Raw genomic sequence first — 12,776 nt, forward strand, 5'->3', positions numbered from 1 at the left:
ACCGTTTTCGGTAAAAAATGCAAGCCATTTATGTTAAAAAAGAGAAAAACCTATCAAACGTTTATCATAAAAAGAAACCAGAAAATCAATCATCTATCTACATAAAATTGAAAGAAAGTGAAACAAAACCCTTTTTAACTCACATTTTAAACTATTTTTTTAAAGAATCTCTTAAGAAACCCTCAAAATCTATCAAAAAAAGACCTTACTCTAAGAAACAAATATTTTTTCTGCAAAACGCTTGACATATTTTTGAAAGATGATAAAATAATACTCGTAGGGCGAGTAAAATCGCTTTCATACAAGAATAAATTTTTTATAAGGAGATTTTTGCAAATGAACAATCAGGAAATTGCAAAAAAAGTCATCGATGCCTTGGGCGGACGTGAGAATGTTAACAGTGTAGCTCACTGTGCAACTCGCCTCCGTGTTATGGTAAAAGATGAAGGAAAAATCAATAAAGAAGTGATTGAGAACTTGGAAAAAGTTCAAGGTGCTTTCTTTAACTCAGGTCAATACCAAATCATCTTTGGTACTGGTACAGTTAACAAAATGTACGATGAAGTTGTTGCGCTTGGTTTGCCAACATCATCTAAAGATGACATGAAAGCAGAAGCTGCCAAACAAGGGAACTGGTTCCAACGTGCTATCCGTACTTTCGGTGACGTTTTCGTTCCAATCATCCCAGTTATCGTAGCGACAGGTCTTTTCATGGGTGTGCGTGGTCTTTTCAACGCTCTTGAAATGCCACTTCCAGGTGACTTTGCAACTTACACACAAATCTTGACAGATACAGCCTTCATCATCTTGCCAGGTTTGGTTGTGTGGTCAACCTTCCGTGTATTTGGTGGAAATCCAGCTGTTGGTATCGTTCTTGGTATGATGCTTGTTTCTGGCTCACTTCCAAACGCTTGGGCAGTTGCTTCAGGTGGTGAAGTGACTGCTATGAACTTCTTCGGATTTATCCCAGTTGTTGGTTTGCAAGGATCTGTTCTTCCAGCCTTCATCATCGGGGTTGTCGGAGCTAAATTTGAAAAAGCTGTCCGCAAGGTTGTTCCAGATGTGATTGACCTCTTGGTAACACCATTCGTGACACTTTTGGTCATGTCTATCCTTGGACTCTTTGTCATCGGACCAGTCTTCCACGTTGTTGAAAACTATATTCTTGTCGGTACAAAAGCAATTCTTGGCTTGCCATTTGGTCTCGGTGGTTTCTTGATTGGTGGGGTTCACCAATTGATCGTCGTGTCAGGTGTGCACCACATCTTCAATTTGCTTGAAGTTCAATTGCTTGCTGCTGACCATGCTAACCCATTCAACGCTATCATCACTGCGGCTATGACAGCTCAAGGTGCTGCGACTGTTGCGGTTGGTGTCAAAACTAAAAATCCAAAACTAAAAACACTTGCTTTCCCAGCTGCTCTTTCTGCCTTCCTCGGTATTACAGAGCCTGCTATCTTCGGGGTGAACTTGCGCTTCCGTAAACCATTCTTCCTTTCATTGATTGCTGGTGCAATCGGTGGTGGATTGGCTTCAATCCTTGGGCTTGCTGGTACTGGTAGTGGTATCACTATCATCCCTGGTACAATGCTTTATGCAGGTAATGGACAACTTCCACTATACCTTCTTATGGTAGCTGTATCATTTGCCCTTGGTTTTGCTCTTACTTACATGTTTGGTTATGAGGATGAAAAAGAAGTTGCTACTGAAGTAGAGACAGAACGTTTGGTCCAAGAAGAAACAACTGGTAACATTCCAGCAGCTCTTCAAAATGAAACACTTGTAACTCCTATCGTCGGTGACGTTGTAGCTCTTGCTGATGTCAATGACCCAGTCTTCTCAAGTGGAGCTATGGGACAAGGTATCGCTGTGAAACCTAGCCAAGGTGTGGTCTATGCACCTGCTGATGCTGAAGTTTCAATTGCATTTCCAACAGGACACGCTTTTGGTTTGAAAACAACTGATGGTGCTGAAGTTTTGATCCACGTTGGTATTGACACTGTATCTATGAATGGTGAAGGTTTTGAAGCAAAAGTTGCTCAAGGTGACAAGGTTAAAGCGGGCGATGTTCTTGGAACATTTGACTCAAACAAAATCGCTGCAGCTGGACTTGATGATACAACAATGGTTATCGTTACAAATACAGCTGACTACGCTTCAGTAGCTCCAGTCGCAACAGGTTCAGTTGCTAAGGGGGATGCTGTGATCGAAGTGAAAATCTAATACTCTTCGAAAATCAAATTCAAACCATGTCAGCTTCGCCTTGCCGTACTCAAGTACAGCCTTCGGCTAGCTTCCTAGTTTGCTCTTTGATTTTCATTGAGTACAATATTCCCTCTCACAATGAAAACGAACAAATGACATGTTTGTTCGTTTTTGCTTGAATGGTAAGATTTACAGAGGAAAATCTAAAAAATAGAGAAATTTAGACTTTCGAAATATGCTATAATAAAGAAAATAAAAACAAGAGGTTTATCATGACAAAATTATATGGAAGCTTGGAAGCGGGCGGTACAAAGTTTGTTTGTGCTGTCGGTGATGAAAACTTTAACGTTGTAGAAAAAACACAATTTCCAACAACAACTCCAATCGAAACAATCGATAAAACCATTGAGTTCTTCTCAAAATTTGACAACCTTGCTGGTCTTGCAGTCGGTTCGTTTGGTCCGATTGATATTGATAAAAACTCAAAAACTTATGGCTTTATCACAACGACTCCAAAACCAAACTGGGCAAATGTGGACTTACTTGGTGCCCTTCGTCGCGCCCTCAACGTGCCAATGTACTTCACTACAGACGTAAACAGCTCTGCTTATGGTGAAGTGGTTGCCCGTAATAATGCTGGTGGCCGTATCGAAAACTTGGTTTACTACACAATCGGTACAGGTATCGGTGCAGGTGTCATCCAACGTGGTGAGTTTATCGGTGGTGTGGGTCACCCTGAAATGGGTCATTATTATGTTGCTAGACACCCAATGGATATTGAAAAAGAATTCAACGGTGTTTGTCCTTTCCATAAGGGATGTCTGGAAGGCTATGCAGCTGGTCCAAGTTTGGAAGCTCGTACAGGTGTACGTGGGGAAAACATTGAACTCAACAACCCTGTTTGGGATGTTCAAGCCTACTATATCGCTCAAGCTGCGGTTAATGCAACAGTGACTTTCCGCCCAGACGTGATTGTCTTTGGTGGAGGGGTCATGGCTCAACAACACATGTTGGACCGTGTCCGTGAGAAATTTACATCTCTTCTTAATGGCTACCTACCAGTACCAGATGTGCGTGACTACATCGTCACTCCAGCAGTCGCAGGAAATGGTTCTGCTACTCTTGGAAACTTTGTCCTTGCAAAAGAAGTTTCAAAATAAAGCACAAAATCCGCTTGGGAAACCAAACGGATTTTTTATGTGTCAAAGCATTTGCCAGAAGAAGTCGATAATATAGGTCAGACCGTAGGTATAAACCACGAGGGTAAAGGGTTTGGTCAGAATGATGATGGTCATATAGCGCTTGAAGCTCATCTTGGTTAAGGCAGCCAGCATACAGAGAAAGTCAGCTGGACTAATGGGCCAAATCATCATAAAAATAAAGAAACGGTCAAAACGATTGCCCTTATCCAACCAGCCGATATACTTGTCATAGGTGCGCTTGCTGACGACGGACTGGACAAAGGCAGCTCCATAGAGGCGCACCAGATAAAAGATAATGGCACAGCCAATCACAATCCCGATATAGTTGTAGATAGTCCCGATGATGTGGCCGTAGATAAAGACCCCAGCCACCGAGGTCAAGGCTCCTGGAATGATAGGGACGACCGTTTGTAAAATCTGTAAAAAGATAAAGAGGGGTGGCCCCCAGATACCTGCCTGCTGGATAAAGGCAGAGAGGGTTTCCTTAGACTGTAAAATCCCAGCCTGATAAGCCCAAATACAGAAAATCAAACTCCCAACCCCACCGACAATCGATGAGATATTGATAACTTGCTGCAGAAGGGGAGAAACAGCTTTCATTTGTTTATCCTGTGACATGTAAACTCCTCATAGATAGTATAACTCTACTATACCATATTTTGGAGGAGAAAGGGGGAATGAGTCTTTTTGATATGGGAAGAGTGATGGAATTTGAGCTTAAACATGCTATAATAAAGGAAGCAGACAAGTAGCAAAGGAGAGAGTATGATGCAGGTAAAACCAGAACTGGAGATAGAAAAACAACTGATCAACCAACTGGTAACTGGGGAAAGTCAATGGACTTACAGAGATGACCTTAAAACTGAAGAACAATTATGGGAAAACTTCTTTGAAAAGCTAGCCCAGAACAACGTGACTCTATTGGCAGATTATCCTCTAACAGAACAGGAAAAACGCCAGATAAAGAATCAACTGAACTTTGTTAGCTACTATGATGCGGCCAAGTGGTTGGTCGGCGAAAATGGCATTGCCAAGGTTGAGGTTCAGAGAGAAGATGCTAGTTTGGGGACTATCCGTTTATCTGTCATTTGGCGAGACAATATCGCAGCTGGTAAGTCCAGTTATGAGGTTGTCAACCAAGTCGAGAGAGATAAGATAAATCCTCAGGATCAAGACCGCAGGCTAGATGTGACCCTCTTGATCAATGGCCTTCCAATGGTTCAGATCGAGCTTAAAAGTCCCAGAGTTGCTTTTCTAGATGCCTTTCATCAAATCAAAAAGTATGACCGTGAAGGCAAGTTCCGTGGCATCTACTCTAGCTTACAGATGTTTGTTGTGACTAATAAGGTAGATACACGCTATATCGCTGCAGCTAGGGAAAATAAACTCAACAAGCAATTTCTAACCAAGTGGGTGGATAAGGACAACCAACCTATAACGAGCTTGACCAGTTTTGCCCACGAAGTCCTTTCCATCCCTCGTGCTCATCAGATGGTCATGCAGTATTCTGTCCTTGATGATAGCAAGAAGACTCTCATCCTCCTGCGTCCCTACCAGATTCACGCCATCGAAGCAGTGCAAGAAGCCTCTCGCCAGCAAGCATCAGGCTATGTCTGGCATACGACAGGTTCAGGGAAGACCCTGACCTCCTATAAGGTAGCTCGGAATCTCCTCCAGATTCCATCTATCCAAAAGACGATTTTTGTCGTTGACCGCAGGGACTTGGACCAACAGACCACTTCATCTTTTCTCTCTTATGCGACCAATGATGTCATTGATATTGATGAGACGGATAATACCCATGATTTGGTCAAGCGACTAGGAAGCAATGATAAGCGTGTGGTGGTAACGACCATCCAGAAAATCACCACCATGATGCGCAAGTTTGAACAAGGTCTTTACCAAAGAGATGCGGACAAAATCAAGGATCTTCGAGTGGCCTTTGTCGTGGATGAATGCCACCGTGCCGTAACACCTCAAACACAAAAAGACATTAAGGCCTTTTTCCCACAGTCTCTCTGGTATGGTTTTACAGGCACACCTATCTTTAAGGAAAATAAACGCCAGCAGGTCGGTGACCTAGCTCAAACCACCCAGCAACAGTACGGTGACCGTCTCCATGAGTATACAGTCAAGGAAGCCATCCATGATGGAGCAGTTTTAGGTTTTAAGGTAGATTATCGCAATACCCTCATCACGGATAAATCTGAAAATGACATACCAGATACTGTCTACGAAGATGAAGAGCATATGCTGGAAGTCTTGGATGCCATTATCAATAAATCCCGTCAACAGCTAGGATTCCAAAAAGGAGTTGGTAAGACCTACAATGCCATCCTAACCGTTAAATCCATCCCTCAAGCCCAAGCCTACTATGACCTCCTCAAACGAGTCAAGGCTGGGGAGACGAGGGTTAAGGTATCGGAAAGGGTCAAGCAGGTCCTTCCTGACTTTCCAAAGGCGACCATCACCTACTCGGTCACAGAAAATGAAGAAGACTCAAGAGCCAATCAAGACCACATGAAGCAGGTCTTAGAGGACTATAACCAAGAGTTTGATACCCATTTTACCATGGCGGATCTGCGTGGTTTTAATACGGATGTCAATAACCGTCTAGCTCGAAAGCATGACAAATACCTCTATCGAAATGAACAGTTGGACTTAGTCATCGTAGTCAATCGTCTCCTAACGGGATTTGATGCCCCTTGTCTATCAACTCTCTTTATTGACCGCAAGCCCATGCAACCGCAGGACTTGATCCAAGCCTTTAGCCGAACCAATCGTATCTTTGATTCTAGTAAGACCTACGGTCATATCATCACCTTCCAAAAGCCCCTAGCCTTTAAGGAAGCAGTGGATAATGCCCTCAAGCTCTACTCAAATGGTGGTGAAAACGAGGTCCTAGCCCCTAGCTGGGAAGAGGAAAAGAGGAACTTTTTACGGAGTTGCAGTGATTTCCAAAATCTCATCACCGATGATCCTGAGGAAGGACTCCAAATCGAGCAAATCTCTACACCTGAGTTGAGGAAACTAGCTAAAACCTATCAAGCCTTTGATAAATATTTAGCCTCTATCCGAGTGTACAAAGAGTATGATGAGGAAGAACTTTACAGTCAGACGGGACTTGATGGAGAGAAGTTGGAAAGGTATCTGGGACTTTATCGAAATGTCCTTGCAGAATTAAAAAGCCGAGTAGAGGATGATGACGATGGAGAGCCACTTGATATCCACTATGAACTGGAGTCTATCCAAGTGGACGAAATTAACTATGCCTATATCTTGACCTTAATCCAAAGCCTGATTGAACAAGGTCAGAGTCAAGAAAAGAACCTAAGCGCTCAAGATAGGGAAGCCGTGGATAACTATATTCAGAGTCTTGAGAAGACCAATCCCAATCTTGCTCAGATCATCACTGAACTTTGGAGAGAGGTACAAGAACATCCGAAAAGCTATCGTGGTCAGTCTATCGCAAATATTTTGGATCAGATGATTGAGGCTGTCATCCAGCAACATATCAAAGTCTTTAGCAAGCGCTGGTATGTCGGTGAGGATGAACTCCGTTACTATGTCGAACACTACCGTAAGGGAGCGAAAAAACAACTAGGAGAAAGTCAGCTGACCAAGAGCCAGCGCTATCAGGACTATAAGCTAGAGGTGGCGGATGCCCTCAATCCTCTCCTCTATAAAAAACAAATCAAGGAAGCCTATACCCAACTAGTGGAGGAAGTCATTGAGCCATTGAGGGTTGGAAGATAGCTCTTCGAGACTTAGAATAGGCCTACTTCCTAAAGTTTACATGTATTCTAAGCCTCGAATGATTGCAATTACATAAATTTACAAGTATTCTACGTTTCGAATTACTTATCTACAAAAGTTTTGAGGTCTTCGAGCTTTCGAATAGTCATATTTACTAAATTTTATATGTATTCTAAAACTCGAAAAGGTAAAATCTAAAAATAGTAAGAGTCTCTATCTGATGGACGGAGTGTATGTCCATCAGATAGGGGTTTTTTAATTTGAAAATGTCTGATTTGTCCTGAAAAGTACGTTTTAGATGGAAATAATGACAGTTGAGCGGAAGCGGAATAAATCTTTTAAAGTAACTGTTAGAATTATTTTAAAAGTTTACATAATGAAAAATAGAAAGAATATCATCATGACAAAAACATACGCTATTCGTCCACTTAGTTATAGTAACTTTACCAATCGTGAGTTTGAAAGCCTGATGATGGATACTCATCAAAGTTTGACCACTTTTTCTAAGGCAAACAAGGACGAGGGCATGTATGCCAAGCATTTGGAGCCCTTCAAGACCAAGCTAGATGATTTTCAAGCTCAACTTGCGGCGGTGGAAACGAAAGAGTCTAGTAATCTGACAGAAGTTGATCGCAATCGTGATAGTGCTTTGGTCGGTCTCTTTACCCTTCATAGAGGATTTGCTAAGATTAAGGACGCCAAGCTCAAAGAAGCTCATGAAACTCTGAAACCAGTCTTTGCTAAGTATAAGGACATCACCAAGCACAGCAATGATGTGGAGACGGCAGAAATCAAGAGTCTTCTCAAAACGCTTAGTGAAACACCCTATCATGAGGCAGTGACCAGTCTAGGACTGACACCTATGCTGACGGCTGTGGTCAATGCTCAAGAGGAATATGACCAAGTGGAAAGTAAGGCGCGTGCTTCTAAGTCTGCCAAGGAAGTTGGCAAGACCAGACAACTCCGTACTGAACTTTCAACCAGCTACGACCTCTTTATGCGCTATACCGCAGCCAGTGCAGAAGCCTATCCTGAAAAGGAACACCTGACTCAACTCCTCAAGGAACTCAATAGCATCCGAGATAGCAAACGCCGTCTTATCACTAGTAGCAAGAAAGATAAAAAGACCAAACCAGCAGAACCAGCCCAAGCAGCAGGATAAAGACAACCCCTTAGAAGCGGATTTCTAAGGGGATTTTTGTAGTTTCGTGGTATAATTTTAATAGAAAGTAATATTAGACTACATTTTGCATTGAAAATGGATATTTATATTTTATCATCAGCTAATAAAAGGAAAAATTATTATGGAGAATTTAAATTTTAAAGTGGAACAATTCAAAAAGAATATACTTACTAAGAAACTGAATATTTTAATTGGCTCGGGTGTATCTTATCCATCAATACCTTTAATGAGTCACTTTGCTAAGGATGAAAATGGTATAATTGTCTCTAAAGATATAGCGAATAAAAATTTAGAAAAACATATATTGAAAGTTAGTTCTTTTTTACCTTTTAATCATAATGATAGAATTAAGTATTTTGTTGAAAAAATGGATAAACAGATTTTGTATTCTGCGAAATATTTTACTAAACTAAAGAATTTTACCACTTTTGAGATTAGTATTGATTTTGTATTAGAACGATATGTAAGGTTCTTAGAAAAAGTAATTACATTGCTTTACATTTCAAATTCCAGAACGGTTTCAAAGAGTGTTAATGTTTTTACAACAAATTATGATTTGTTTATTGAAAGAGCCTTGGATTTATTAATGAAAAACGATAACTTCATATTTAATGATGGTTCCAATGGTTATTTCTATAAAGTGTTAGATAGTTCTAATTATAATAAAAGTGTGGCGTATAGAGGATTAAATGAAAATTATTTAAATGAGCTTCCTTCAGTTTCCTTAATTAAACCTCACGGATCTATGAATTGGGAAAGAGGCGAAAATAATCAGATTCTAATAAGAACGTGTACTGTTAATCACCCAGTTGTTGTTAGACCTACTGGACTTGAAGGACAAGAAACATATCTTAACAATCATTTTCATGATATGTTAAGAATATTCCAACTCGAGTTAGATAAACCTCAATCAGTGTTAATTGTTATAGGATTTTCTTTTCAAGATGATCATATTGCCAAGATGATAAGGAGATCCTTAAAGAATCCAGAGTTAATGATTTATATATTTTGCTATGCTGATAGCGATTTTGATGTTATTAAGAAGAACTTATCTCTTGATAATATTCCTAGGAATCTTCAGATAGTGTTACCATGTGATTTGGAAGTCGAAAATAAGAACATTTTGAGTACAAGTGGGAATTTTGATATAAGTAGTCTGACAAAGTTATTTATCATTGAGGATGATGAAGTATAATGAATCGAGTTGTGAAAAAATTAGGTGTAATCGTAGGTGTTGATGGCGATATTTCTCAAGTTGGAATGTATCATTTATCTAATGATGCTGAATATCTATGGTATGGTGATGTGTTACAAGGTGCAAAAATCGGAGCATATCTGACAATTTTGCAGAATAATGTAAAAATTATCGCTTCTGTTGTTACTGAAAAAGTTGCTGATCAACAAAATACAATTCGAAGTACAGAATTTGACAATCGATTTTCAAAGAATTCTATAAATCGAATTGTTCATTTGAAAACTAAAGGTGTTATTGAAAAAGGTGAATTTCAAGTAACAAGTCAATATGTACCTATGATTGGTAATGAAGTATGTATTACTTCAAAAAAAGACTTAGAATTAATATATGGGATTAATACGTCTGAGCCGACAATTTCTATTGGAAAATCAATCTTAGAAGGTCAAGTTATCCCTTTATCAATTAATAAGATTTTTGCCTCCCATATTGGTGTTTTTGGGAATACTGGTAGCGGTAAATCAAATACATTGCATAAGTTATTTTTAGAATTATTTCGGTCTGACTATAGAGAAAAAATTTTAGAGCTTTCAAAATTCTATGTTATTGATTTTAATGGTGAATATACAAAAGATGATAGTTTTGATGTCATAGAAAATAAGAAGGTGTTTGATATAGATACTAGAAATCAAACCAATAATAAAATTCCAATCACTTCAGATTATTTATTTGATCCTGATATTTTGTCAATCCTATTTGGAGCAACAATAGCTACACAAGTGCCATTTTTGAGAAAAGCGCTTAAAATATGGGAGGAGAATAAATTTGATGGTACTAGTATTGCAAGATTTGTTGTGGGAACATTGAAAAAGATTTTAACTACTGGGAATTCTGCGAGTTTGGATTCTAAAGATAATTGGACATCGATTGCAGAGAAATACATTAACAGTGATTTATTTACTGTCTTAAAAAATAATTTGTATTACAATTCTGCACGTGAATCCTATTTTACAAAGAGGAACGGTGATACTTGCTATATAATTAATGCGAATACTCCAATAGAAAACTCCGAAATACATTATCTACGAATTAATGAAATTGAAGAAGCTTTATGTAATAAATTTGACGCACTCCCAGAAATTGACAAATTGAAGTTTCATCTTGATTTTCAAAAAGTACATCAATCAGCTTGGAAATCAACAAACATTGAGCATATTAATCCTTTATTTCATAGAATTGATACAGCTCTAAATAGTTTGAAAAAAGTTGTTGAAGTTAAAGAGAGTATTGATGGAGATTTTTCCAGTCTAAATATTATTAATCTCGTACATGCTAATCAGGAGATTACCAGACTAATTCCAATGCTTATTTCAAAAATGGTTTATGATAAACAGAAAGAGAATATAAATCGAGAAGATGTTACATGTACTAGTCATTTAATTATTGATGAAGCACATAATATTTTAAATGCTCAAAATCATTCTGTAGGAGATACTTGGCAGGACTACAGATTGAGTATTTTTGAGGAAATCATTAAGGAAGGGCGAAAATTTGGTTTCTACTTAACGTTATCTAGTCAACGACCGGCAGATATTTCACCGACTATTCTTTCACAAGTTCATAATTATTTCATCCATAGATTGGTTAATGATAATGATTTACGAATGTTGGTGAATACTATGCCTACGCTGGATAAAACTTCCTTTAATAAAATTCCTAGTTTAGGTAAAGGAGAGGCTATAATTACTGGTAATGCTATTCAAGTTCCAGTATTTGTGAAAGTAGATAAAGAAGAAATAATTAGACCGAATAGTGATGATGTTATTTTAACAGAATTATGGAGTAGAAATGATGGTAAAAGTTAAAGGAAAACTTATTGAAGGGGGCAGAGAATCTGACAATGAGAATGGTTTTACATTGCCTGAAGATGTCATTCAAGCAACAATTAACGGAGATTTAGTATTGTTCTGTGGTGCAGGTGTAAGTACAGAGTCAAAAAAAGTTATGCCTACTTCATTTTATACGGATATAAAAGATGAGTTGGAATATAAAAATCATATTGAAGTAGATGATAATCTATCCTTTTCTAAGTTGATGAGTTTGTTTTGTGAAAATGTCGTAAATGGTAGAAAAGAACTATTTAAAAGGATAAATAGAAGATTTCAAATGATCGATAATTTTCCGGAACTATATGGTATTGCTTCAGAATTTCACAAAGAAGTTGCTAAAATTCCACAGGTTGGCACTGTGATAACAACTAATTGGGATACTTTGTTTGAAGACAATTGTGATATGTTTCCAATTATTTATAATGAAGATGTTGCTTTGTGGGATACATTTGATAAAAGGGTTTTTAAAATTCATGGTTCTATTAAAAATATAGGTTCAATTATTGCAACTGAGAATGACTATGAAAATTGCTATAAAAAATTGTCAACAAAACCTATTGGGGATAGGTTAAAAACTATCTTATCAACAAAAACAGTAGTATTTGTAGGTTTTTCTTTCGGTGACGAAGATTTGAATAAAATTATTGAAATTCTTTCAGATGATTTGGGACAGTTTGCAAATCAATTTTATTTAGTGACAATTGATGAAAAGTGGTTGGAGAAGCACCCTAAAAATATAATCCCGATTATTACTGATGGAACATTTTTTGTTAAGTCTTTGAAAAATGAACTTATTCAGCAAGGAACTCTGATTGACAGTATGGTATATCGTTTTGCAGAAGATACAAATGAAATTTTGATAAATGCACATTTAAGTTGGATGAATGATGAAAAGTTTCATGAAATTTTGCAAGAGTATCCTGAACTATTATTGACAATTGCCTACCAAGATGGTTTAATACATGCTTTTCAAAGATGCATAGCAGATAAAAAATCAGGGAAAATATTAATTCCAAATTATACTCATGAGGTTATTCATAGTTATTTATATTTATCTAACCTAAGGATGAGTGAAGATGAATATTTACGAGCCTACTATGACATAGGCTATTCTGATGGTTTTTTGGCCTTAGAATTGTTTGCTCGTGGAAAAAATGAAGATGCTTTATTACCACCTATATTTTATTTTAATGGTAAAAATTTTGATGATTTAGAAACATTATTATCCTACTTAAATGATAATAGAATTCCAAAACTTTACCATTATTGTAAAGAGAATGTTATCCCCTATAAGAATGGGGGAATCCCTCATTGTATGCCATGGTATTGTTAGATATATTTTAGTGGAG

8 protein-coding genes are annotated in these 12,776 nt (G+C 38.0%); 7 read left to right on the forward strand and 1 reads right to left on the reverse strand.

Going from position 1 to position 12,776, the window contains the following annotated elements; translation table 11 throughout:
- Window positions 1-336 precede the first annotated feature (336 nt).
- Both HT689_RS05005 and scrK read left to right on the forward strand, forming a co-directional pair.
- Window positions 337-2,223: a sucrose-specific PTS transporter subunit IIBC gene (locus HT689_RS05005; protein WP_173226837.1), complete on the forward strand. Its 1,887-nt coding sequence runs from the start codon at window positions 337-339 to the stop codon at window positions 2,221-2,223.
- Window positions 2,224-2,477: 254 nt separating this feature from the next.
- Window positions 2,478-3,365: a fructokinase ScrK gene (gene scrK / locus HT689_RS05010; protein ID WP_000164316.1), complete on the forward strand. Its 888-nt coding sequence runs from the start codon at window positions 2,478-2,480 to the stop codon at window positions 3,363-3,365.
- 42 nt (window positions 3,366-3,407) lie between these two features.
- Here scrK and HT689_RS05015 read toward each other — a convergent pair whose 3' ends face one another.
- Entirely contained in the window at window positions 3,408-4,025 is a 618-nt protein-coding gene (locus HT689_RS05015) for a TVP38/TMEM64 family protein (protein ID WP_000076168.1), read from the reverse strand.
- Between the two features lie 147 nt (window positions 4,026-4,172).
- On the opposite strand from HT689_RS05015, the gene HT689_RS05020 reads away from it, so the two are divergent.
- From HT689_RS05020 to HT689_RS05040, 5 genes are all read left to right on the forward strand, one after another.
- Entirely contained in the window at window positions 4,173-7,163 is a 2,991-nt protein-coding gene (locus tag HT689_RS05020; protein ID WP_173226835.1) for a type I restriction endonuclease subunit R, read from the forward strand.
- A gap of 400 nt (window positions 7,164-7,563) precedes the next feature.
- On the forward strand, window positions 7,564-8,325 hold the full coding sequence (locus tag HT689_RS05025) for a DUF6261 family protein (RefSeq protein ID WP_173226833.1): 762 nt from the start codon (window positions 7,564-7,566) through the stop codon (window positions 8,323-8,325).
- Window positions 8,326-8,467: 142 nt separating this feature from the next.
- Window positions 8,468-9,541 (forward strand): SIR2 family protein, encoded by a 1,074-nt coding sequence (locus HT689_RS05030; RefSeq protein WP_173226831.1) that lies wholly within the window; start codon window positions 8,468-8,470, stop codon window positions 9,539-9,541.
- Window positions 9,541-11,403, forward strand: coding sequence for an ATP-binding protein (locus HT689_RS05035; protein WP_173226829.1), 1,863 nt, complete (start codon window positions 9,541-9,543; stop codon window positions 11,401-11,403). Before HT689_RS05030 ends, HT689_RS05035 begins: the two co-directional genes overlap by 1 nt.
- Complete coding sequence (locus tag HT689_RS05040) at window positions 11,387-12,760, forward strand: SIR2 family protein (protein ID WP_239683538.1); 1,374 nt, start codon at window positions 11,387-11,389, stop codon at window positions 12,758-12,760. Before HT689_RS05035 ends, HT689_RS05040 begins: the two co-directional genes overlap by 17 nt.
- The last annotated feature ends 16 nt before the right edge of the window (window positions 12,761-12,776 follow it).

It is taken from the genome of Streptococcus sp. 2342 (assembly GCF_013276795.1).
Lineage (GTDB): Bacteria > Bacillota > Bacilli > Lactobacillales > Streptococcaceae > Streptococcus.

Coding starts and splice junctions, on each gene's coding strand:
- HT689_RS05005 (WP_173226837.1), top strand. CDS start 337: ATGAACAATCAGGAAATTGCAAAAAAAGTCATCGATGCCTTGGGCGGA.
- scrK (WP_000164316.1), top strand. CDS start 2,478: ATGACAAAATTATATGGAAGCTTGGAAGCGGGCGGTACAAAGTTTGTT.
- HT689_RS05015 (WP_000076168.1), bottom strand. CDS start 4,025: ATGTCACAGGATAAACAAATGAAAGCTGTTTCTCCCCTTCTGCAGCAA.
- HT689_RS05020 (WP_173226835.1), top strand. CDS start 4,173: ATGATGCAGGTAAAACCAGAACTGGAGATAGAAAAACAACTGATCAAC.
- HT689_RS05025 (WP_173226833.1), top strand. CDS start 7,564: ATGACAAAAACATACGCTATTCGTCCACTTAGTTATAGTAACTTTACC.
- HT689_RS05030 (WP_173226831.1), top strand. CDS start 8,468: ATGGAGAATTTAAATTTTAAAGTGGAACAATTCAAAAAGAATATACTT.
- HT689_RS05035 (WP_173226829.1), top strand. CDS start 9,541: ATGAATCGAGTTGTGAAAAAATTAGGTGTAATCGTAGGTGTTGATGGC.
- HT689_RS05040 (WP_239683538.1), top strand. CDS start 11,387: ATGATGGTAAAAGTTAAAGGAAAACTTATTGAAGGGGGCAGAGAATCT.